21 protein-coding genes are annotated in these 23,092 nt (G+C 70.9%); 20 read left to right on the top strand and 1 reads right to left on the bottom strand.

Going from position 1 to position 23,092, the window contains the following annotated elements:
- Positions 1–43 precede the first annotated feature (43 nt).
- The 17 genes from ACZ60T_RS22250 (at position 44) to ACZ60T_RS22170 (ending at position 20,563) form a co-directional block, all read left to right on the top strand.
- The gene (locus tag ACZ60T_RS22250; protein WP_469667431.1) at positions 44–1,159 is read left to right on the top strand and encodes a DegT/DnrJ/EryC1/StrS family aminotransferase; all 1,116 of its coding nucleotides are present in this window, start codon (positions 44–46) and stop codon (positions 1,157–1,159) included.
- Entirely contained in the window at positions 1,156–2,181 is a 1,026-nt protein-coding gene (locus tag ACZ60T_RS22245; RefSeq protein ID WP_469667430.1) for a Gfo/Idh/MocA family protein, read from the top strand. Before ACZ60T_RS22250 ends, ACZ60T_RS22245 begins: the two co-directional genes overlap by 4 nt.
- Entirely contained in the window at positions 2,171–3,739 is a 1,569-nt protein-coding gene (locus tag ACZ60T_RS22240) for a glycosyltransferase family 4 protein (RefSeq protein WP_469667429.1), read from the top strand. The genes ACZ60T_RS22245 and ACZ60T_RS22240 overlap by 11 nt, the downstream gene beginning before the upstream one ends.
- Positions 3,736–5,415, top strand: coding sequence for a glycosyltransferase family 2 protein (locus tag ACZ60T_RS22235; RefSeq protein WP_469667427.1), 1,680 nt, complete (start codon positions 3,736–3,738; stop codon positions 5,413–5,415). Before ACZ60T_RS22240 ends, ACZ60T_RS22235 begins: the two co-directional genes overlap by 4 nt.
- A gap of 9 nt (positions 5,416–5,424) precedes the next feature.
- The gene (locus ACZ60T_RS22230) at positions 5,425–6,708 is read left to right on the top strand and encodes a nucleotide sugar dehydrogenase (RefSeq protein WP_469667426.1); all 1,284 of its coding nucleotides are present in this window, start codon (positions 5,425–5,427) and stop codon (positions 6,706–6,708) included.
- Between the two features lie 63 nt (positions 6,709–6,771).
- Positions 6,772–7,398 carry an acyltransferase gene (locus ACZ60T_RS22225; RefSeq protein WP_469667425.1) on the top strand — a complete coding sequence of 209 codons (627 nt, stop codon included), beginning with the start codon at positions 6,772–6,774 and terminating at the stop codon, positions 7,396–7,398.
- 188 nt (positions 7,399–7,586) lie between these two features.
- Entirely contained in the window at positions 7,587–7,907 is a 321-nt protein-coding gene (rplU, locus tag ACZ60T_RS22220; protein ID WP_071367434.1) for a 50S ribosomal protein L21, read from the top strand.
- Positions 7,908–7,921: 14 nt separating this feature from the next.
- On the top strand, positions 7,922–8,176 hold the full coding sequence (gene rpmA / locus ACZ60T_RS22215; RefSeq protein WP_023550764.1) for a 50S ribosomal protein L27: 255 nt from the start codon (positions 7,922–7,924) through the stop codon (positions 8,174–8,176).
- A gap of 137 nt (positions 8,177–8,313) precedes the next feature.
- Positions 8,314–9,750: a GTPase ObgE gene (obgE, locus tag ACZ60T_RS22210; RefSeq protein WP_469667424.1), complete on the top strand. Its 1,437-nt coding sequence runs from the start codon at positions 8,314–8,316 to the stop codon at positions 9,748–9,750.
- Between the two features lie 444 nt (positions 9,751–10,194).
- Positions 10,195–11,694, top strand: a complete 1,500-nt coding sequence (locus tag ACZ60T_RS22205; RefSeq protein WP_365619227.1) for a bifunctional cytidylyltransferase/SDR family oxidoreductase — start codon at positions 10,195–10,197, stop codon at positions 11,692–11,694.
- A gap of 255 nt (positions 11,695–11,949) precedes the next feature.
- Positions 11,950–14,037, top strand: a complete 2,088-nt coding sequence (locus ACZ60T_RS22200) for a hypothetical protein (RefSeq protein ID WP_469667697.1) — start codon at positions 11,950–11,952, stop codon at positions 14,035–14,037.
- Between the two features lie 324 nt (positions 14,038–14,361).
- Complete coding sequence (locus tag ACZ60T_RS22195; RefSeq protein ID WP_469667696.1) at positions 14,362–15,507, top strand: glycosyltransferase family 2 protein; 1,146 nt, start codon at positions 14,362–14,364, stop codon at positions 15,505–15,507.
- 120 nt (positions 15,508–15,627) lie between these two features.
- The gene (gene proB / locus ACZ60T_RS22190) at positions 15,628–16,755 is read left to right on the top strand and encodes a glutamate 5-kinase (protein ID WP_365619233.1); all 1,128 of its coding nucleotides are present in this window, start codon (positions 15,628–15,630) and stop codon (positions 16,753–16,755) included.
- A 168-nt stretch (positions 16,756–16,923) separates the two neighbouring features.
- The gene (locus ACZ60T_RS22185; RefSeq protein ID WP_252421571.1) at positions 16,924–17,337 is read left to right on the top strand and encodes a hypothetical protein; all 414 of its coding nucleotides are present in this window, start codon (positions 16,924–16,926) and stop codon (positions 17,335–17,337) included.
- Between the two features lie 99 nt (positions 17,338–17,436).
- Entirely contained in the window at positions 17,437–18,723 is a 1,287-nt protein-coding gene (locus ACZ60T_RS22180; RefSeq protein WP_365619237.1) for a glutamate-5-semialdehyde dehydrogenase, read from the top strand.
- Between the two features lie 78 nt (positions 18,724–18,801).
- On the top strand, positions 18,802–19,410 hold the full coding sequence (locus ACZ60T_RS22175; protein WP_469667423.1) for an SCO2584 family spore wall biosynthesis protein: 609 nt from the start codon (positions 18,802–18,804) through the stop codon (positions 19,408–19,410).
- 85 nt (positions 19,411–19,495) lie between these two features.
- Entirely contained in the window at positions 19,496–20,563 is a 1,068-nt protein-coding gene (locus ACZ60T_RS22170; RefSeq protein ID WP_469667422.1) for an SCO2583 family membrane protein, read from the top strand.
- 22 nt (positions 20,564–20,585) lie between these two features.
- Here ACZ60T_RS22170 and ACZ60T_RS22165 read toward each other — a convergent pair whose 3' ends face one another.
- A complete protein-coding gene (locus ACZ60T_RS22165; RefSeq protein WP_469667695.1) occupies positions 20,586–21,752 on the bottom strand; it encodes a M48 family metallopeptidase in 1,167 nt (388 codons plus the stop codon).
- 149 nt (positions 21,753–21,901) lie between these two features.
- Here ACZ60T_RS22165 and ACZ60T_RS22160 point away from each other — a divergent pair, with 149 nt between their 5' ends.
- The 3 genes from ACZ60T_RS22160 (at position 21,902) to nadD (ending at position 23,082) form a co-directional block, all read left to right on the top strand.
- Positions 21,902–22,060, top strand: coding sequence for a hypothetical protein (locus ACZ60T_RS22160; RefSeq protein WP_365619245.1), 159 nt, complete (start codon positions 21,902–21,904; stop codon positions 22,058–22,060).
- 124 nt (positions 22,061–22,184) lie between these two features.
- Positions 22,185–22,340 (top strand): hypothetical protein, encoded by a 156-nt coding sequence (locus ACZ60T_RS22155; RefSeq protein ID WP_365619248.1) that lies wholly within the window; start codon positions 22,185–22,187, stop codon positions 22,338–22,340.
- Between the two features lie 79 nt (positions 22,341–22,419).
- Positions 22,420–23,082 carry a nicotinate-nucleotide adenylyltransferase gene (nadD, locus tag ACZ60T_RS22150; protein WP_252421582.1) on the top strand — a complete coding sequence of 221 codons (663 nt, stop codon included), beginning with the start codon at positions 22,420–22,422 and terminating at the stop codon, positions 23,080–23,082.
- Positions 23,083–23,092: the final 10 nt, after the last annotated feature.

Raw genomic sequence — 23,092 nt, 5'->3', positions numbered from 1 at the left:
GACGTGGTGCGCCCTGAGGCGCCATAGGGGAGGGGGGATGTCGATGACCGACGTCCAAGAGCCGATACCAGCAGCCAGACCCGTCATCGACGAGGAGGAGATCGAGGCCGCGGTCCGTGTGCTGCGCAGCGGCAGGGTCGTCCAGGGCCCCGAAGTGGCCGCTTTCGAGGCCGAGTTCGCGGACCTCGTGGACGGGCGCCACTGCGTCGCGGTCAACTCCGGTACGTCCGCGCTGCATCTGACGCTGCTCGCCCTCGGCCTGGGCCCCGGCGACGAGGTCATCGTGCCGTCGTTCTCCTTCGCCGCGTCCGCCAACGCCGTACGACTCGTCGGCGCGGACGTGGTCTTCGCCGACATCGAGCCCGAGACGTTCTGCCTGGACCCCGCCGCCGTCGAGGCGGCCGTCACCCCGCGCACCGCCGCGATCATGCCGGTCCACCTCTACGGCCACCCCGCCGCCATGGACCGGATCATGCCCATCGCCGAGAAGCACGCACTGGCCGTGGTGGAGGACGCCTGCCAGGCGCACGCGGCGGCGCTGCACGGGAGGCCGGTCGGTGCCTTCGGCACTGCAGGAACGTTCAGCTTCTATCCGACGAAGAACATGCACAGCCTCGAAGGCGGGATGATCACCACCGCCGACGCGGAGATCGCCCGCACCCTGCGCCTGCTGCGCAACCAGGGCATGGAGCAGCGCTACGCCAACGAGATCGTCGGCGCCAACCTGCGGATGACCGATGTCTCCGCCGCGATCGGCCGGGTGCAGCGGGCCAAGCTCGCGGGCTGGACCGAGCGGCGCATCGCGAACGCCGCGTATCTGACGGAGCACATCACCGCCCCGGACGTGGTCACGCCGAAGGTCGTCGAGGGCGCCCGGCACGTCTACCACCAGTACACCGTGCGCGTGCGCGGGGACCGTGACGCCGCCATGGCCCGCCTGACCGAGGCCGGCATCGGCAATGCCGTGTACTACCCGACCCCGATCCACCGGCTGACGCCGTACCGGGAGCCGGACCGGAAGGCGGGCCGCACCTGGGAGTTGCCCGAGACGGAGCGCGCCGCCGCCGAGGTCGTGTCGCTGCCCGTGCACCCCGCGCTGTCCGCGCGGGACCTGGAGCGCATCGTGTCCGCCGTGAACGCGCTGGGGGACCGGCGGTGACCTCCGGAAGACTCTTGCGCGCCGGACTCATCGGCCTCGGTTCCATGGGGCGTCATCACGCCCGTGTGCTGTCCGGTCTGGCGGGCGTGGACCTCGTCGGCGTCGTCGACCCGCTGGGTGACCCGCACGGGGCCGCGCACGGCGCGCCGGTCCTGGACACCGTCGACGCGCTCATCGCCCAGGGCGTCGACTACGCCGTGGTGGCCTGTCCCACGGCCCTGCACGAGCAGGTCGGTCTGCGGCTCGCCGAGGCCGGTGTCTGCGCGCTGGTCGAGAAGCCGGTCGCCGACACCGTGACGGGGGCCCGCCGCATGGTCGAGGCCTTCGAGTCGCGTGGTCTGGTCGCCGGTGTCGGCCATATCGAGCGCTGCAACCCGGCGCTGCGTTCCCTGCGGGCGCGGCTGGAAGCGGGCGAACTCGGCGATGTCTACCAGGTGGTGACACGCCGTCAGGGCCCCTTCCCGCACCGCATCGCGGACGTCGGGGTGGTCAAGGACCTCGCCACCCACGACATCGACCTCACCGGCTGGGTGACCGGCCGCGCCTACGCGTCCATCGCCGCGCACACCGTCTCCAAGAGCGGTCGCGCGCACGAGGACATGGTCTCCGCGGTCGGCCGCCTGGACGACGGCACCATGGTCAACCACCTGGTCAACTGGCTGAGCCCGCTCAAGGAGCGCTTCACCTCCGTCACCGGCGAGCGCGGCTGCTTCATCGCCGACACCCTCACCGCGGACCTGACGTTCCACTCCAACGCCGCGGTGGCGACCGAGTGGGAGGCCCTCCAGGCCTTCCGCGGCGTCTCCGAGGGCGACATGATCCGCTACGCCATCCCGAAGCGCGAACCGCTGCTGGTCGAGCACGAGTTGTTCCGGGACGCGGTCCTCGGCAAGCCCGCCGACATCTGCACCCTGCGCCAAGGCATGCGCACGGTGGAGGTGGCCGCCGCGGTGCTCGAGTCGGCGCTGGACAACCGCAGTGTGTCACTTCAGCCGGAAGGGCTGGCCGTTCATGGCAGTTGAGAACCACCCCGTTGCGAGCAGGCCGGTGCGAGGCCGGATCGTGATGCTCGTCGACAACGGGGTCAACGGCGACTCGCGTGTGCAGAAGGAGGCCCGCTCGGCCGCCGAGGCCGGCTGGGACGTCATCCTGCTCGGTAACGCGAAGAACAAGAAGGGCCAGACCTGGCGGATCGGCGACGCCGAGGTCCGGCTGCTGCCCGTGCCCGGCCCGCTCTTCCGCCGTCGCCACGAGTACCGGCGTGCCGTGCTGCGCTCCCCGCTCGCGTACCGGCCCGGCCCGCTGGCCGCTTACCGGCGCCAGAAGGTCAGGGCCCGGCGCGCCGACCTGAACATCCGGCTGATCCTCGCCCGGCAGGAAGGGTCGGCCCTCGGGCGGCTGCGGCTGCTGGTGCCCCGGCTCACCACCCGGCTGCTGCACTCCTGGGTGAACCTGCGGTACCGCAGGACCGTGGCGCTGGAGAAGCGGCGCAAGGCCATGGACTCGGCCCTGGACAGGTTCACGACGGCGTTCTGGCTCAAGACCATGGGCGTCCGCGCCTGGCGCAGACTCGACCCGCATCTGTGGGACTTCGAACTGGCTTACGGGAGCGTCATCGACAAGCTCCGGCCGGACCTCGTCCACGCCAACGACTTCCGCATGCTGGGCGTCGGTGCCCGCGCCGTGCTGCGCGCCCGCGCCCGGGGCAGGGACGTCAAACTCGTCTGGGACGCCCATGAGTTCCTGCCCGGCATCAAGCCGTGGATCGCGCACCCGCGCTGGCATGTCGCCCAGTGCGCGCACGAGCGGGAGTACGCCCGGCACGCCGACGCCGTGACGACGGTCTCGGACACCCTCGCCGGGATGCTCCAGGAGCGGCACGGCCTCACGGCACGCCCCACTCTCGTGCTCAACGCCCCGGACGGGGAGGTCTCGCCGGAGCAGGCCGCCGAGCCCGTCCCGGACCTGCGGGAGCTGTGCGGCATCGGCCGCGAGGTTCCGCTCACCGTGTACAGCGGCAGCGCGGCCCCGCAGCGTGGCCTCGACATCATGGTGGAGTCCCTGCCTGCCCTGCCAGGGGTGCACACCGCCTTCGTGGTGCTCAACACCCGCTCCGAGTACATGCGGAAGCTGCGGGCACGCGCCGAGGAACTGGGGGTCGGCGACCGGCTGCACATCCTGCCGTACGTACCGCACTACCAGGTGGTGCGGTTCCTCGCGACGGCCGATGTCGGGGTCATTCCGATCCACCACTGGCCGAACCATGAGATCGCGCTCATCACCAAGTTCTTCGAGTACTCCCACGCCCGGCTGCCGCTGGTGGTCAGCGATGTGAAGACGATGGCCGCGATGGTCGAACAGACGGGCCAGGGCGAGGTGTTCCGGGCCGAGGACTTGGAGGACTACGTGCGTGCGGTGAAGTCGGTTCTCAGCGACACCGAGCGGTACCGGAGCGCGTACGACGCGCCCGGTCTGCTCGACCAGTGGACCTGGGAGGCACAGGCCGAGCGACTGGACGCGGTGTACAGCGGGTTGCTGTCCGGCGCCGCGCCCCGGCCCGCGGGGGAGGCCCGTCGATGACCAGCACCCCCGCCGTCAGCGTCGTCATCGCTGTCTACAACACCATGCCGTATCTGACGGAGTGCCTGAACTCCCTGGTCGGGCAGAGCATCGGCCTGGATCAACTGGAGATCGTCGCGGTGGACGACGGCTCCACCGACGACAGCGGCCCTGAGCTCGACCGCTTCGCCGAGCGGTACCCGGACACCGTGAAGGTGATCCACCAGGCCAACTCCGGTGGCCCGGCCGCCCCGAGCAACCGCGCGCTGGACATCGCCACCGGCCGCTACGTCTACTTCGTCGGCTCCGACGACCACCTCGGCGAGGAAGCGCTCCAGCGCATGGTGGACTGCGCCGACGAACACGGCTCGGACGTCGTCGTCGGCAAGATGGTCGGCACCAACGGCCGCTACGTCCACCAGGCGCTGTACAAGAAGAACGACCCGGACGTCAGCCTCTACGACTCCGCCCTGCCCTTCACCCTCGCCAACACCAAGCTGTTCCGCCGGGAGTTGGTCGAACGGCACAAGCTGCGCTTCCCCGAGCACCTGCCCGTGGGCAGTGACCAGCCGTTCACCATCGAGGCCTGTGTACGCGCCCGGAAGATCTCGGTGGTGGCCGACTACACCTGCTACTACGCGGTGAAGCGGGGCGACGCCGGCAACATCACCTATCGGGCCGACCATCTGGCGCGGCTGCGGTGCACGGCGGAGATCATGGACCACACGGCCGGTCTCATCGAGGCCGGTCCGCAGCGCGACGCCATCCTGCTACGGCACTTCAAGTGGGAGCTGGCCAAGCTCGTCCAGGGCGACTTCGCCGCCCTCGACCGCGGTATCCAGCGCGAGATCTGCGCGGGGATCGCGCGGCTGGCCGACCGCTATCTCACCGACGGCATCCGCGACGCCCTGGACGTGAAGCGCCGGGTGCGGCTCTGCCTGGCGCAGGCCGGCGCGGTCGACGAGCTGTGCGAGGCGATCACCTCGGAGAAGGAGAACGGAGCGCCGCCGTTCTTCCTCGACGGTGACCGCGCCTATGCGCGCTACCCGGGCTTCCGCAGCCTTCTGGTCGGCGTGCCCGACCGCTGCTACGAACTCGTCCGCGAGGCGGTGCCCGGCCGGCTCGCCAACCGCACCGAACTGCTCGCCTCCGGCTGGGAACAGGACGGCGAGCGCATCAGCTACACGGCCACGGTGCGGGTGCCCGTCCTGGGCGACGTCGACGGGGCCGTGCTGCGCCTGGTCAACGGAGCCATGCCCGCCTCGGCGGACAAGCCGGGGGCCAGGAAGCTGAAGTCCGGTCACAACCTGCCGCAGCCGGTGGGCCACTTCACGACCGAGCTCGCGCCGGACGGCGCCGCCACGCTGCTGCACGCCAGCGTCCCGCTGGAGCGGCGTACCGCCCGGCTGGGTGTCCGGGTGTACCTCGATGTCGCCGGTTCGACGTACGAGATCCCGGTGCGCGGCACGGACAAGCCCATGCCGCTGGCCCGGCGATGGGGCGGCTACGAGGAGCCGTACCGGGTGTCGGCCGTGGTGAACACCAAGGGGCGCGTGGTGATCGTCACGGCTCGGATGTTCCCGCCGAACAAGTCCCTCGCCTCCCGGGTGAAGTCGACCCTCGCCCGGCGTCTGAAGCGACGGCCCGGCCCGAAGCCGGGCGGTGCCACGAAGCCGAACGGTTCCAGAAGGAAGTAGCGACCGTCCATGAACATCTGTGTAGTAGCGCTCGGCAAGATCGGGCTTCCGCTGGCCGTGCAGTTCGCTTCGAAGGGCCACCGGGTCATCGGCGCGGACGTCGACGAGAGGGTGGTCGAGCTGGTCAACGCGGGGGTCGAGCCGTTCCCCGGTGAGTACGACCTCGATGTCCGGCTCAAGCGGGCGGTTGACGCCGGACTGCTGACCGCGACGACGGACACGGCCGCCGCGGTCGCCGAGGCGGAGGCCGTCGTCGTGGTCGTCCCGCTGTTCGTGGACGCGGCGGGCGTACCGGACTTCGGCTGGATGGACGCGGCCACCCGGTCGATCGCCCAGGGCCTGCGGCCCGGCACGCTGGTGTCGTACGAGACCACGCTGCCGGTGGGCACCACCCGTACCCGCTGGGCGCCGATGCTGGCCGAGGGCTCGGGCCTGACCCCAGGCCAGGACTTCCATCTGGTGTTCTCGCCGGAACGGGTGCTCACGGGCCGGGTCTTCGCCGATCTGCGCCGCTATCCGAAGCTGGTCGGCGGTATCGACGAGGCCTCGACCGCACGCGGTGTCGAGTTCTACGAGGCGGTCCTCGACTTCGACGCCCGTGACGACCTGCAACGGCCCAACGGGGTCTGGGACCTGGGCACGGCGGAGGCCTCCGAGCTGGCCAAGCTCGCCGAGACCACCTACCGCGATGTCAACATCGGCCTCGCCAACCAGTTCGCGCGGTTCGCCGACGGCAACGGCATCGACGTCAAGAAGGTCATCGAGGCCTGCAACTCCCAGCCCTACAGCCACATCCACCAGCCGGGCATCGCCGTCGGCGGGCACTGCATCCCGATCTACCCGCGGATGTACCTGTGGAACGACCCGCAGGCCACCGTCGTGCGCGCCGCCCGCGAGGCGAACGCCGCGATGCCCGAGTACGCCGTCGACCTGCTGGCCGCCGCCTACGGTGACCTGAGCGGGGTGCACGTCCTGGTGCTGGGCGCGGCCTACCGCGGGGGTGTGAAGGAGACCGCCTTCTCGGGTGTCTTCCCGACCGTCGAGGCGCTGCGGGCACGCGGAGCCGTCCCGTATGTCTCGGACCCCCTGTACACGGCGGAGGAACTCTCGGCGCTCGGGCTGACGCCGCATGCCGGTGAGCGCGTCACGGCGGCGGTCCTCCAGGCCGATCACGCCGAGTACCGCGAACTGACCCCCGCCGACCTCCCGGACGTCACGGTCCTGGTCGACGGCCGCCGCACCACCGACCCGGCCCGCTGGCAGGGGGTCCGCCGTATCGTCATCGGCGGCTGACCGGCGCAGGCGAAGGGGACGATCAACCGGCTGCTGCCCGGCGGCCGACAGGAAGGTTCAACAGTGAGCTACACCATCAAGCCCACCGCCCAGGTCGACGAGAGCGCCGAGCTGGGTGACGGGACCACCGTGTGGGAACTCGCGCAGATCCGCGAGAAGGCCCGCCTCGGTGCGGGCTGTGTCATCGGCCGCGGCGCCTATGTCGGCACGGGCGTACGGATCGGCGACCACGTCAAGGTGCAGAACCACGCCCTGGTGTACGAGCCCGCCGAGCTGGGCGACGGGGTCTTCGTCGGCCCCGCGGTCGTCCTCACCAACGACCACTACCCCCGCTCCGTCGACCCCGAGGGCAACCTCAAGCGCGGCGGCGACTGGGAGGCCGTCGGTGTCACGGTCGCCGAGGGGGCCTCGCTCGGCGCCCGTTCGGTCTGTGTCGCCCCGGTACGCGTCGGCCGCTGGGCGCTGGTGGCGGCGGGCGCCGTGGTCACCCGGGACGTCCCGGACTTCGCGCTGGTGGCCGGGGTTCCCGCCCGGCGCATCGGCTGGGTCGGCCGGGCCGGGGAGCGGCTTGTCGCACAGGAGGGCGAACCGGGCCTGTGGGAGTGCCCGCGGACCGGTGCCCGCTATGCGGAGCGGGTGGCCGACGGCGCGGAGAGCCAGGCCGTTCTCGTGGAGCTGCCTGCCGAGTGAGCCACCGGCGCCGTCCGGTTTGACCGGCCGATCCGCGCCCCGTAACCTTGACCGTCGGCGTGTCCACTGACGTGCCACATCCCCGTAAACCTCTTCCTCCTGGGCGCCGGGCGCCTCTGGAGAGGCTGTCCTTGTCGGGCGGCTGGACTGCGGGGGTGCCGTTTCCCGAGTGAGAGAGTGAGATCCGCGTGTACGCCATCGTGCGCAGCGGTGGTCGCCAGCACAAGGTTGCTGTCGGCGACATCGTTGAGGTTGACAAGATTTCCACCGCCAAGGTTGGCGACACGGTCGAGCTCTCGACCCTGCTCGTGGTCGACGGCGACGCCGTGACCAGCGACCCGTGGGTGCTGGCCGGTATCAAGGTCCAGGCGGAGGTCGTGGACCACCACAAGGGCCAGAAGATCGACATTCTGCGCTACAAGAACAAGACCGGTTACCGCCGTCGCCAGGGCCACCGCCAGCAGTACACGGCGATCAAGGTCACCGCGATCCCCACGGCTGCGAAGTAAGGGACTGAGGAGAGATGGCACACAAGAAGGGCGCATCGTCCACCCGGAACGGTCGCGACTCGAATGCCCAGCGGCTCGGCGTGAAGCGCTTCGGCGGTCAGGTCGTCAACGCGGGTGAGATCCTGGTCCGCCAGCGCGGCACCCACTTCCACCCCGGCGCGGGCGTCGGCCGTGGCGGCGACGACACGCTGTTCGCGCTGCAGGCCGGTGCGGTGGAGTTCGGTACCCACCGTGGCCGCAAGGTCGTGAACATCGTCCCGGTCGCCTGACCGGACGTCTTCACGCGTCTTCGCGGGTAATTTCGCGAACACTTCGCGAGGCGGACCTCACTTCCCCGTTCGGGAAGGCGGGTCCGCCTTCGCGCGTTTCAGAAGAGACACCCCTACGTTTCTGGAGGCACTGCACCATGACCACCTTCGTGGACCGCGTCGAACTGCACGTCGCCGCGGGTAACGGAGGCCACGGCTGTGCCTCCGTTCACCGTGAGAAGTTCAAGCCGCTCGGCGGCCCCGACGGCGGCAACGGCGGCCGTGGCGGCGATGTGATCCTCACCGTCGACCAGTCCGTCACCACGCTGCTCGACTACCACCACTCGCCGCACCGCAAGGCCACCAACGGCAAGCCCGGCGAGGGCGGCTTCCGCTCCGGCAAGGACGGCCAGGACCTGGTGCTGACCGTGCCGGACGGCACGGTCGTGCTGGACAAGGCGGGCAATGTGCTGGCCGACCTGGTCGGGCACGGCACCTCGTACATCGCGGCGCAGGGCGGTCGCGGCGGTCTCGGCAACGCGGCGCTGGCCTCGGCCCGCCGCAAGGCGCCCGGCTTCGCGCTGCTCGGCGTGCCCGGTGACCTCCAGGACATCGTCCTGGAGCTGAAGACGGTCGCGGACGTGGCCCTCGTCGGGTATCCGAGCGCGGGCAAGTCCTCGCTGATCTCCGTGCTGTCCGCCGCCAAGCCGAAGATCGCCGACTACCCGTTCACCACGCTCGTCCCGAACCTCGGCGTGGTCACCGCGGGCTCGACCGTGTACACCGTCGCCGATGTCCCGGGTCTCATCCCGGGCGCCAGCCAGGGCAAGGGCCTCGGCCTCGAGTTCCTGCGGCATGTCGAGCGATGCAGCGTGCTCGTGCATGTGCTGGACACGGCGACGCTGGAGTCCGAGCGCGACCCGGTCAGCGACCTCGATGTCATCGAGGAGGAGCTGAAGCAGTACGGCGGCCTCGGCGACCGTCCGCGCCTCGTCGTCCTCAACAAGATCGACGTACCCGACGGCCGGGACCTGGCCGAGATGGTGCGGCCGGACCTGGAGGCCCGCGGATACCGCGTCTTCGAGGTGTCCGCCGTGGCCCATCTCGGGCTGAAGGAGCTGTCGTTCGCCCTCGCCGAGCTGGTCGGTGCGGCGCGCGCGGCGAAGCCGAAGGAGGAGTCGACCCGTGTCGTCATCCGGCCGAAGGCTGTCGACGACGCCGGGTTCACCGTCGTACGCGAGGAGGACGGCCTCTACCGCGTGCGCGGCGAGAAGCCCGAGCGGTGGGTGCGCCAGACCGACTTCAACAACGACGAGGCCGTCGGCTACCTCGCCGACCGGCTCAACCGCCTCGGTGTCGAGGAGAAGCTGATGAAGGCGGGCGCCCGCAACGGCGACGGCGTCGCCATCGGCCCGGAGGACAACGCGGTCGTCTTCGACTGGGAGCCCACGGTGATGGCGGGCGCCGAGATGCTCGGCCGACGCGGTGAGGACCACCGGCTCGAGGAGGCGCGTCCGGCCGCGCAGCGGCGCCGGGACCGGGAGGCCGAGCGGGACGAGGTCCAGCGGGAGTTCGACGGCTTCGAGCCGTTCTGACCGAGGGCCGATCAGCGGTCGATGGGGGCCGGCCAGGGGCGATGACGCCGCTGGCCGGCCCTTCGCGTCGCGTTCCCGAGGCCGCTCGCCCGCCCGCGGGCCCCTCGGCGGCCTCCTCGGGCCCGCCCGCGGCTCTCTGCGGGCCCCCTCGGTCACGGAGCGGTCGAGCCCCTGCGCGTTCCGTGAGCGCGCCGCGGTCCGTCGCCGTTTGTGACAGGAATGCTACATACGGAAATCCGCGCCAAAATTGGCGGGAAATCTACGGGGCCCCGCTGCAAATTCGGACAATTCGGCCGGGTGGTCGGTTAAGGCGAGGGGTAATCGAGGGCCGATGGTAAATAGGGGGTTGCGGTTGCATATGTGACAGACGTCTCCCGTCTTGCACTTGCGTAACGGAAAGTGGCACGATCCAAAGGTTCCCTGAAGCACCGAGGTAGGTCGCCCGTGTCTGAGTGCATAGCAAAGCCCCGTTCGACCGCAGTGATCCTGGCGGGTGGAACCGGCCAGCGAGTGGGTCTGTCGATTCCGAAGCAGCTTCTGAAGATCGCCGGCAAGGCGGTGATCGAGCACACCCTGACCACCTTCGAGAACGCGGACTCGATCGATGACGTCATCGTGCTGATGGCGCCGGGCTATGTGCCGGACGTCGAGAAGATCGTCGCCAAGGCGGGCCTGCGCAAGGTGAAGCACGTCATCGAGGGCGGCGCCACGCGCAACGAGACGACCGAGCGGGCCATCGCGCTGCTGGGCGAGGGCCTGGCCGAGGGCGAGGACCGCAACGTCCTGTTCCACGACGCCGTACGCCCCCTGCTGTCGCAGCGCGTCATAGACGACTGCGTGGCGGCCCTGGAGCGCTACCAGGCCGTGGACGTCGCCATCCCGTCCGCCGACACCATCATCGTGACCCGGACGCACGGTGAGGACGGCGAGTTCATCACCGAGATCCCGGACCGTTCCCGGCTGCGCCGCGGCCAGACTCCGCAGGCGTTCAAGCTGTCCACGATCCGCCGGGCCTACGAGGTCGCCGCGAGCGACCCCAACTTCCAGGCCACCGACGACTGTTCGGTCGTGCTCAAGTACCTGCCCGACGTGCCGATCCACGTCGTCGCGGGTGACGAGTACAACATGAAGGTCACGCAGCCCGTCGATGTCTTCATCACCGACAAGCTGTTCCAGCTCGCCTCCACCGCCTCGCCCGCGCAGAACGGCGAGGAGGCCTACCGCGAACTCCTCACCGGCAAGACGGTCGTCGTCTTCGGCGGCTCCTACGGCATCGGCAAGGACATCGCCGAGCTGGCCCGGTCCTACGGCGCGTCGGTGTACGCGCTGGGCCGCTCCACCACCGGGACCCATGTGGAGAACCCGGAGGAGGTCGACGACGCGCTGTCCACCGCCTACGCGGAGACCGGGCGTATCGACTATGTCGTCAATACCGCCGGTGTGCTGCGGATCGGCAGGCTCGCCGAGACCGACAACGCGACCATCGAAGAGGCGTTGAAGGTCAACTACCTCGCACCGGTGCAGATCGCGCGTTCCGCCTATAAGTATCTGGCGGAAACGAAGGGGCAGTTGCTGCTCTACACCTCCAGCAGTTACACCCGCGGCCGTGCCGAGTACAGCCTCTACTCCTCGACCAAGGCCGCCATGGTGAACCTCACCCAGGCGCTCTCCGACGAGTGGGCGGGCGACGGCATCCGCGTCAACTGCATCAACCCGGAACGCACCGCGACGCCCATGCGCACCAAGGCCTTCGGCCAGGAGCCCGCGGGCACGCTGCTGTCCTCCGAGGCGGTGGCGCGCACCTCGCTCGACGTGCTCGTGTCCGAGCTGACCGGCCATGTCATCGACGTACGCCAGCAGGACCCGACGGCGAGCGCGGGCAAGGCGTCCGGCTTCGAAGCGGCCCTGGCCACCGTCCTCGACCGCCAGAGCGACGTCTCCTAGCACGACGAAACGGCGGACTCCCGGTGTCGCGCCGGAATCCCGAATTCAGGCCTCTGTGATCGCGTAAACGACCGCGCGAGCGCAGGGGCCTGAATCCGTGACATTCGAGCCGGAATCCCGGACCGCCCCCGCGGCAGCTTCTCTTTGCCGCCCCTTACCCGCCCCTTTTACCGTAGCCCCGTATTCACTTCCCCCGTGTCACCACCGGTATCCCACCAAGAGCAGGTTCCCTCCGTGATTTCCACCGCTATACGCATGGCCCGGGTGGGCAGCGCGACCGAGCTGGCCGCGGCGGCCCTCATGGCGCTCGGTTATCCCGCGCTGATCGTGGCCGCACTCATCCCGAGTGTCGGCGCCTTCGCGGCCGCGGCCGCAGTGACGTACCTGGCGGACCACTATCTGCACCGCCGGGGCAGCTACCTCATCAGCCGCCTCAGCAAGGTGCGGGCCGGACTCTCCATCCGGTTCCTGATCCGGCAACTGCTGCTGGTCCTGCTCCTGGCCCGCACCGACTTCTCCGACCACCTGGTCTTCTACGCGGCCATCGGCTGCTTCCTCGTCTTCTACGCCTTCCAGGCCCCGCACGGCGCCCTGGCCACCGTGATCCGCAACCGCCGCAGGCTGCCGGTCGCCACCCGCAACGTGGACCTCGGCGCCCGGGTGCGCATCCCGGACGCCCCGCCGCGCCGACTGCTGCACCGCGCCGCGGAGAAGATCCTCCACCTCGACCTGGCCTCGGTCGTCGGCATCCTCCTCACGGTGGCCACCGGTGACGCCGTCTACGGCTTCGTGGGCATCGCCCTCACCCTGGCGCTGGGCTTCCTCTACGTGGCCGCCCTCGTCCCGTATCTGCGCGGCAGGCGGGTCCCGCCGACGGCGGAGAAGGTGCTGGAGGCCGTCGACGGCTGGCTGCGCGAGTACCGCCCCGAGACGGTGCTGTACTTCTCCGGCTCCAAGGACTCGGCCTACCAGGTCAACATGTGGCTGGAGACCATGGAGCAGTTGGAGACCCGGCCGCTGATCATCCTGCGGGAGCGCGCCATCCTGCAGAACCTGGCGCCCACCACGGTCCCCGTCGTCTGCGTGCCCGGCGGTGTGCATCTGATGAACATGGACCTGTCCACGGTGCGGGTCGCGCTGTACGCGGCGAACGTCGGCAAGAACATCCACATGCTGCGCGTCCCCACCGTCAAGCACGTCTTCATCGGCCACGGCGACAGCGACAAGCTCGCCAGCGTCAACCCGTACAGCAAGGTGTACGACGAGGTGTGGACCGCGGGCCGCGCGGGCCGGGACCGCTACGCCATCGCCGACGTCGGCGTCCGTGACGAGGACATCGTGGAGGTCGGCCGCCCGCAGCTCGCGCCCATCCAGTCCTGGCACGGGGCGCCCGAGGGCCGGATCCCCACAGTCCTGTACGCGCCCACCTGGGAGGGCTGGGACGACAACCCCGGCAACACCTCGATCCTGCTGGCCGGCGAGAACATCGTGAAGAAGCTGCTCGCCGCCGACCAGCCGGTGCGCGTGCTGTACAAGCCGCACCCCTTCACCGGCACCCGCAGCGCCGAGGCCGGTGCCGCTCACCGGCGGATCACCGCGCTGGTCGAGAAGGCCGCCGCCGAACGCGCCGCCGACGCGCGCTTCACGGCCGGTACCGACGCCGAGGCCCAGCGGCAGGCCGCCGCCGAACTGGCCCGTATCGAGGCCCGGCTCGCCGAACTGGCCGGTCCCGCGGGCGACAAGGGCGACGAGGCCGTGCAGTCGCGCGACGGCGTGGTCGACATGGCCCGGCACGAGGAGGTCGCCCGGCTGCGCGCCGAGTGGAACGACGCCTACTGGTGCTCCTTCGGCACCTGGGAGCACCGCGTCATCACGGGCGCCGAGCCGCGGCTGTACGACTGCTTCAACGTCTCCGACGCGATGGTCTCCGACATCTCCAGCGTCGTCTCCGACTTCATCGCGAGCGGCAAGCCGTACGCCGTCACCGACTCCGCGGAGCTGGGCGTCGAGGAGTTCAAGCGGCAGAACACCGCGGTGCGCGCCGCCGTGATCCTCTCGAACTCGGCGCGCGAGCTGGACGAGTTGCTGGCCGCCGTCCGCGACCCGGAGGCGGACCCGCTGGCCGCCGACCGCCGGGAGCTGAAGCGGTATCTGCTCGGACCGGACGAGCCGACCTCGATCGAGCAGTTCAACACGGCCGTGCACGACCTCGCGCGGAAGGCCGAGGCCCGCAACCGCGGCCAGGAGCCCGACTCCCGACCGGCCGCGGCCGAGCCGACGGGCACCGTGCCCGTCCAGCGCACCACCTCGGCCGCGGAGACCGACGGAGCCGTCAAGAGCTGACCGGCCGAGGACCGGCCGGCCGAGAGCTGACCGGAACGGCCGGAAGCCGGGCCCCGAGGACCACTCCTCGGGGCCCGCTTCCTTTCCCGCCTCTTACCCCCGTGCCTTACCGTCGCCAACTGGCCTACGCCGCGCGGTTCGACCGCTGTGTGATCGCTGTGTGACCTCCACCACAAGACGCGCGCGTGAAGGCAACCGTCGCGCCCCCACCCTTGTCTTCTCAGCAGAGCATGAGCGAGATATGGGGAAATCCCATGACAGTGGGGGGAAAGCGTGAGCGCTGCGGAACCTGATGTGAGCATCGTCATCGGCGCGTACGAGGCGATGCCGTATCTGGTCGAGTGCCTGGAGTCCGTCGAGGCCCAGACCATCGATCCGTCAAAGCTCGAGGTGATAGCCGTCGACGACGGTTCGACGGACGGCAGCGGTGCCTACCTGGAGGAGTTCGCCGAGCGCGCGCCGATGGCCGTCACGGTCATCCGGCAGGAGAACTCCGGCGGCCCGAGCGGCCCGCGCAACGTGGGCCTCGGCAAGGCCCGCGGACGCTACGTCTTCTTCCTCGACGCGGACGACCGGCTCGGCCCCGAGGCGCTGGAGCGCATGGTCGCCATGGCCGACGAGAACGTCACGGACGTGGTGCTCGGCAAGATCATCGGCGTCAACCGCGGGGCCCCGAAGTCGATGTGGGACAAGACCCTGCCCCGTACCGACGTCTTCTCCTCGAAGATCAAGTTCACGCTGAGCGCGCAGAAGCTCTTCCGGCGCGAGCTGCTCACCCGGCACAGCATGCGGTTCGACGAGTCACTGAAGACCGGTGAGGACGCCCTGTTCACGCTGGAGGCCTACCTCCGCGCCGACGGCGTCTCCGTGATCGCCGACTACCCCTGCTACTACCTGGTCGGCCGCGACGACGGCAAGCACGTGACCAAGAGCGGCAGTTACACCCTGCGCTTCGACTCCGCCCGCGCCCTCATGGGCCTCATCACCGAGATGGTGCCGGCCGGACCGCGCCGCGACTCGCTCATGCTCCGGCCCTTCCTGATCACCCTGCTCCCGCAGTTCGGGCCGGTCTTCCTGCGCGACAGCGAGGAGGTACGGGCGCACAAGCTGGAGCTGGCCAAGCCGCTGCTGGACGCCCACTGGCACGAGGGCATCGCCCGGCGGTTGAAGGTCCACGAGAAGCTGCGGATCCACCTGGTGGCGCAGGGCCGCGCCGATCTCCTCGCCGACGTCGTGAAGTTCGTCAAGGAGAAGAAGGCCCCGACGGCCTTCATGGATCCCAGCGGTGCCGGGGCCTACCTCGCCTATCCGCACTTCCGCGACCGTGCGGCGGGCCTGCCGGACCAGTGGTTCACCCCGACCGTCCGCGAGACCGTCGCCATCGAGGCCTTCAAGCCGGTCAAGCCGAGCCGGCCGTCCGGCTTCCGGCGGCTGCGCCGGGCGGCCCGCCGGGTCCTGAAGACGCGCTGAGCGGCCTGCCGGGCGGGTGCCGCGCGTCCGGGTACTGGACCGGTACGCGACACCCGTGTCCCTTCGCGTAGATTGCCGGACGGGAGCCGGACCGACGCGCGCGCGAGGGGAAGAGCAGAGGTGGCAGGGGCAAGGCAGGCCGTGGCACAGGCCCACCGGATCGTGGTCAAGGTGGGGTCGTCCTCGCTGACCACGGCCGCGGGCGGACTCGACGCCGACCGTGTCGACGCGCTCGTCGACGCCCTCGCCAAGAGCCGAAGTGGGGGAGAGAAGGAGATCGTCCTGGTCTCCTCCGGTGCCATCGCCGCCGGTCTCGCCCCCCTCGGTCTGCGCCGCCGCCCCCGCGACCTGGCCCGTCAACAGGCCGCCGCCAGCGTCGGCCAGGGCCTCCTGGTCGCCCGCTACACGGCGTCCTGCGCCCGCCACGGCATCCGCGTCGGCCAGGTGCTGCTCACCTCCGACGACACCAGCCGCCGCGCCCACCACCGCAACGCCTCCCGCACCCTCGACAAGCTCCTCGCCATGGGCGCGCTGCCGATCGTCAACGAGAACGACACGGTCGCCACGGACGAGATCCGCTTCGGCGACAACGACCGCCTCGCCGCCCTCGTCGCCCACCTCGTCCACGCGGACCTGCTGGTCCTGCTCTCGGACGTGGACGGCGTCTACGACGGCGACCCCAGCAGGCCCGGCACCTCGCGGATCACGGAGGTGCGCGGGCCCGAGGACCTCGCCCACGTCGAGATCGGCAGCGCGGGCAAGGCCGGCGTCGGCACCGGCGGCATGGTCACCAAGGTCGAGGCGGCCGGTATCGCGGCGGCGGCCGGCATCCCCGTGGTGCTCACCTCCGCCGTCCACGCGGCCGACGCCCTCGCGGGCCGCGACACCGGCACCTACTTCCACCCCACCGGCAAGCGCTGCGCCGACCGCCTGCTGTGGCTCCAGCACGCCTCCACGCCGCAGGGCGCGCTCACGCTCGACGACGGGGCCGTGGACGCGGTCGTCGTCCGCCGTAAGTCGCTGCTGCCCGCCGGGATCGCGGCCGTCGAGGGCGACTTCACGGCCGGTGACCCCGTCGAGCTGCGCGACGGCGAGGGACGGGCCGTGGCACGCGGGCTCGTCAACTTCGACGCCCGCGAGATCCCCCGGCTGATCGGCCGCTCGACCAGGGAACTGGCCCGCGAACTCGGCCCCGCCTACGAACGCGAAGTCGTCCACCGGGACGACCTGGTGCTCCTTCACCCATAGAGCCCCTTGCGCGACCGTCGCCCGACAGGCGGCCGAAAGGCGCCGCCCCGTGGTTCCGGGGTGGGGACGTTCCGTAAAACCACCCCACGGAGGCGTGCGGCCTGCTCAACTGTGTTCCACGGGCACATTCCGCACGAGCACCACAAGCACCCGCGTAAGGAGGCTGTCGTGAGACGAGTACGCCCTGAGCGCGCGCTGACCAGCGTCGCGGCCGGGACGGCGTACGAACCGCCCGCCGACACCCCCCGCCTGTGGCATGTCACCCTCAGCCTCTCCGGCGCCACGGCCCCGCTGGACGAGGTCCGGCGCGCCCTGGAGCAGCTCGCCCACGACCACCCCTTCCTGCTCACCAGCCGCTACGCCCGCGACCACGCGGAGATCCGCTACTGGGAAGAGGCCCGCGATCTGCACGACGCCGCCGCGGTCGCGCTGCGCCTGTGGGGCGAGCACCGCCAGAGCGCGGGGCTGCCGCCCTGGGAGATCGTCGGCCTGGAGGTCATCGACCGCGAGACGTACCACCAGCGGGTCGCCGAGGGATACGGCCCGCCGCCCGCGACCCGCGTCGGCATACAGCCCTTCTGAGACACCGCCCTCCCGGGCCCGGCGACCGCCCTTCGACCACGTGTCTCGGCCGGTGGGATGACCCGTGAGATGAGCCGTCCGGCGCACTACCCTGCCCCCATGACCACGCTCTCCCCGTACGACTCGATGTCCCCGGTCACGCAGGCCGCCTACCGCGCCCGAGCCGCCGCCGCCGACCTCGCGCCGCTGCCGCGCGCCGAGAAGGACGACGCGCTGCTCGCCATCGCGGACGCGCTGGAGGTCCGTGCGCACGAGATCGTCGAGGCCAACGCCCGGGACATCGCCCGCGCCCGCGAGGCCGGAAGCAGCGAGGCGATCGTCGACCGGCTCACGCTCACCCCCGAGCGGATCCGGGCCATCGCCTCCGACGTACGGGACGTGGCCGCGCTGCCCGACCCGGTCGGCGAGGTCGTCCGCGGCTCCACGCTGCCCAACGGCATCGATCTGCGCCAGGTCCGGGTCCCGCTCGGCGTGGTCGGGATCATCTACGAGGCCCGCCCGAACGTGACGGTCGACGCCGCCGCCCTCTGCCTGAAGTCCGGCAACGCGGTCCTGCTGCGCGGTTCGTCCTCTGCGTACGAGTCGAACACCGCCCTGGTGCGGGTGGTGCGCGACGCCGTGGGCGGGGCCGGGCTGCCCGCCGACGCCGTGCAGCTCGTGCCCGGCGAGAGCCGTGAGTCCGTGCACGAGCTGATGCGGGCCCGCGGACTGGTCGACGTGCTCATCCCGCGCGGCGGCGCCTCCCTGATCCGGACCGTCGTCCAGGAGTCCACGGTCCCGGTCATCGAGACCGGCACGGGCAACTGCCATGTCTACGTCGACGCCCAGGCCGACATCGACATGGCGATCGAGATCCTGATCAACTCCAAGGCCCAGCGGGTGAGCGTGTGCAACGCCGCCGAGACGCTCCTCGTCCACCAGGACATCGCCGCCGAGTTCCTGCCGCGCGCCCTGGACGCCCTCGCGGACGCCGGGGTCACCGTGCACGCGGACGCGCGCGTGCTGGCGTACGCCAAGGACTCGCGGGCCACGGTGGTGGAGGCCACGCCGGAGGACTGGGACACCGAGTACCTCTCGTACGACATCGCCGCCGCGGTCGTGGACTCCCTGGACGGCGCCGTGCAGCACATCCGGCTGTGGAGCTCCGGCCACACCGAGGCCATCGTCACCACCTCCCAGCAGGCCGCCCGCCGGTTCACCCGGTTGGTCGATTCGACGACGGTCGCCGTGAACGCGTCCACGCGCTTCACGGACGGCAGCCAGTTCGGCTTCGGCGCGGAGATCGGCATCTCCACCCAGAAGCTGCACGCCAGGGGCCCGATGGGGCTGCCGGAGCTGACCAGCACCAAGTACATCGTGACCGGGGACGGGCACGTACGGCGCTGAGCACGCCCCGAGGGCGGGCGGGCAGACGAAGTTCCTTACGGTCTGCCCAAATTGACCCCCCAGGTCTACTCTGGATCCGTGCCGGAGGACGTGGGGGGCACGCCGTCTCACGACGGCCGGGAGCCCGACGACGACCGCGACCGCGGAGGCAGGGACGAAGAGTTCGCCTCCGTGGTCTTCGACGAGGCCTTCGTACGGGCCGCCGCCGTCCATGAGCCCACGGCCGTGGAGCGGCTCCTCGCCGCCGCCGAGGCCCGCGCGGCGGCCCAGGAGGCCGAAGCACGCCGGGCGCGCGCCAGGGGCGCGCGAGGCGACGACGAGCGCTATGACGACCGCTTCGGGCCCGACGACGACCGCGACGTCGGCCTCGGCCCGGACCCGGACGACCTGGACGAGACGGAGTTCCCGCCCGGATACCACCGCGCGCGGCGCCCCTACGGCCGGGGCAAGGGCCCCCGCTGGCACCGCCCGGTCGCCTGGCTGCTGGCCCTGGTGATGGGCATAGGCATGGTCGCGCTGGCCTTCACCGCGGTCTACCGGGGCGCCTCCTCGGGCCGCCAGAGCCAGGTCCCCTCACCCGCCCCCACCGGTCTCGAACAGGGCGGGAAGGCCACCACGGGCACGGGCCCCTCGGCCTCCGCGGACTACTCACCCCCGGCGTTCTCGGCGGTCCCGCGCACCCCCTGACGTTCGCACACCTGGTGAGAACCTGTCAGAACTTGTCGTGTACCAGGGCGTTTACGGCAGCGCCAGGAGACCTACTCTGAAAGGTATGGGCGGGCCCGCAGAACCACCTGAGGGAACACCCGCGGGTACGCCCGGGGGCGGCGAGGACGAATACAGATCGGTCGTGTTCGACGAGTCCTTCGTCCGGGCCGCCCGGCTCCAGGAGTACTCCGCGTACGAACGCCTGGCCGACCGCGCCCCGGCCGTACGCCGTCGTCGCCCGCTGCGCCGCGGCCTGTCCTGGCCCGCGCTGATCCTCGTCATGCTGATCACGGTCGCCTTCGGCACCGCGCTCTACAAGAGCGTGCACCACCCCTCCCCGCAGTCCGCGAGACGCGCGCCCGAGCAGCCGCGGCTGACGGTGATACCCCTGGCCCCGCAGTCCGCCGTGCCCGGCGCCGCCGACCCCGAGGCCCTGTACGCGCACAGCCCCGCCGCCCAGTTCCGCGTCGGTGCCAAGGGCATCACGCTGCCCGCCGTCCGGCGCACCGCGCACTTCTCCGAGGACCAGGTCTACGCCGCGCTGGTCATCGCGAAGGACTACCTCGTGGAGTCCTCGCTCGACCCGGCCGTCCTCACCGGCGGCGCCACCCGCCCCGTACGGTTCCTGCTCGCGCCCGAGCAACTCGGCCAGTTCGACCGCAGCTTCGCGCACCCGGCCGCCGACGGGCGCCACACACCCACCGGCTGGCTGGTCCGCTTCGACCCCGCCCGCGTCGAGCTGGCCGACCGCCGTGTCCGCGTCCAGGGCACGCTGAAGGCGGAGGAGACGGGCTCCGGCACGCTGGAGGTCACCGCCGACCACACCCTGGCGTACGCGCTGAGGCCGACGGGTGCCGGGGCGAAGGCGCCTGTCTCGCTGTTCACCGTGCGGCGCCGGATGACCTTCCGGTTCGTCCGCGACGATCTGCGGCTGCACCAGGCCGAGCTGGTCGCCTCCGCCGTCCAGGCCGGGCCGCTGGCCTGCGCCGAGGACTCCGCGGACCGGCTGCGCCCGCTGCTGGCGGGCCAGCGGGCCAGGGCCGGCGGCCCGGCGGGCACCGACCTGTACGCGACGGAGGGCGCCACGGCGCTGTGCGGCACCCTGGCGGGGGCCGCACAGCCGAAGCCGTGAGCGGTCGGTCGGGACAGTCGGATCAGTCGGTCGTGCCCGGGTTCTCGTCGTCCGAGCGGTCCTCGCGCGGCGCGTCCTTGGACGTGTCCTTGGGTGAGTCCTTGGGCGTGTCCTTGGCAGGGTCCTTGGGCGTGTTGCCCGCGAATCCGGCGAAGCCGCGCCGTACCCGGCCGCCGAGGTCGCCCGCGAGGTCGCCCGCCCCGCCCGCGATATCGGTGACCAGCTTCATCAGCGGGTCCTTGGAGCGCTTGACCTCGCTCGCGTAGTCGGCCGCGGACTGCCGGAAGGAGTCGGACACCGAGGCGTCGCCGTCCTCGTCGCGCCGCGGGTAGTGACCGTCCATGATCCGCTGGTACTCGCGGGTGGCGGCCCACTTGCGCAGCTCGGCCGCGCGGACCGTGGCGAAGGGGTGGGTACGCGGCAGCACGTTGAGGATCTTGAGCACGGAGTCGCGCAGATCGCCCCCGGCCTCGTACTCGTCGGCCTGCTCCAGGAACGCGTCCACGTTCATCTCGTGCAGGTGGTTGCCGCCCGCGAGCTTCATCAGCCCGCGCATCGAGGCCTGGAGGTCCTGTCCGACCAGCAGTCCGGCCCGGTCGGCCGACAGCTCCGACTTGCGGAACCACTCCCGCAGCGCGGTCACGATCGCCATGATCGCGACGTTGCCCAGCGGGATCCAGGCGACCCGGAGCGCGAGGGTGGTCAGGAACAGCAGGACGGTGCGGTAGACGGCGTGCCCGGACAGCGCGTGCCCGACCTCGTGCCCGACGACCGCGCGCATCTCCTCCTCGTTCAGCAGTTCGACCAGACCCGTCGTCACGACGATGATCGGCTCGTCCAGGCCGATGCACATCGCGTTCGGCTGCGGGTCCTGCGTGACGTACATCGGCGGGACCTTCTCCAGGTCCAGGATGTGGCAGGCGTCCCGCAGCATGTCGTTGAGGTGCGTGAACTGTACGTCCGAGACCCGTACGGAGTCGGACAGGAACAGCAGCCGCAGGCTGCGCTCGGGCAGTAGGCCGCTGAGCGCCTTGAAGACCGCGTCGAAGCCGCTGAGCTTGCGCAGGGCCACCAGGGCCGAGCGGTCCGCCGGGTGTTCGTACGCGCGCGAGGAGATCCCCGGGAAGCGCCTGCGCTGCCTGCTCGGCACGTTCGCGTGCCCGTTCTGCTCGTGGCCGGAGTCGGACATGTGTTCCCCCAGTGTCTGAAGGCTCATGGTGCGTATGACCATCGGACGACGACGTACGACGACGTGCGGTGCCCGATGTGCCCCCGAGGCGGGGTCCAGCCTAGGCGGAGATACGGTGACAGGGCAGCACAGGTTAAGGAGCGAGCCCCATGGACCCCATCGCCGCCTCGTGGTTCACCGAGGCCGCAGCGGCCACCGAACGACAGGGCGGGGGCGATCTCCTGCGCGTCGTCCTGATCGTCACGATCGTCGGCTGCGCCCTGGCCGCGTGGCTCCTGCTGCGCGGCTACAACCGCAAGGACCAGTGAGACCTACCGGCCCCACAGCCCGGCCGGCTCCCCAACAGTGGAGTCGCCGTGAGCCGCGCGAAGGCGCCCGCATACGATGAGCGGACGTCTTTATCCCGCCCACACCGGATAGGTTCTGCCGAAGATGAGCTTCCACAGCACCGCTGCACAGTTGGCCACTCTCGCCGAGGGCGAAGGCGGCAACCACGAGAGCCTCAGCCCCTTCGTGACGGGCGGAGCCGCCTTTGTCATCCTCCTTCTGCTGCTGTGGATCACGACGCGCTTCAACCGCGACCGCTGAGCCCGGCACACGGCCCGGTCCCGGTGTCCCCCGCAGGGGGCGACGGAGCCCGGCGGCCGGGCCGGTAGGGTCTGCACGCATGGGAGAGCAGCACAAGCCCGCCGGTCCGGCGAAGGGCCCGGGGCCCGGCCCCGGCAGCGGACCCTCGAACCCGGGCAAACGCCGTCTTGGCGTGATGGGTGGAACGTTTGACCCGATTCACCACGGGCACCTCGTCGCGGCCAGTGAGGTCGCCGCGCAGTTCCACCTGGACGAAGTGGTGTTCGTGCCCACCGGCCAGCCGTGGCAGAAGACCGACCGCAAGGTCAGCCCGGCCGAGGACCGGTATCTGATGACGGTCATCGCGACCGCCGAGAACCCCCAGTTCTCGGTCAGCCGCATCGACATCGACCGCGGTGGCCCCACCTACACCACGGACACCCTGCGCGACCTTAAGGCGCTCAACCCCGACACCGACCTCTTCTTCATCACCGGTGCGGACGCGCTCGGCCAGATCCTGACCTGGCGCTACACGGACGAGTTGTTCTCCCTCGCGCACTTCATCGGCGTCACCCGGCCCGGCCACACCCTGGCCGACCCGGGCCTTCCCGAGGGCGGTGTCTCGCTCGTCGAAGTACCCGCGCTCGCGATCTCGTCCACGGACTGCCGGGTGAGAGTCGCCCAGGGCGAACCTGTCTGGTACCTGGTGCCGGACGGCGTCGTGCGCTACATCGACAAGCGGCAGTTGTACCGCGGCGACTGAGCCGAGAGGG

It is taken from the genome of Streptomyces sp. NPDC104371 (assembly GCF_055583785.1).
Note: the sequence above shows the minus strand (reverse complement) of the source record. Positions and strands in the feature narration are given on the sequence as shown.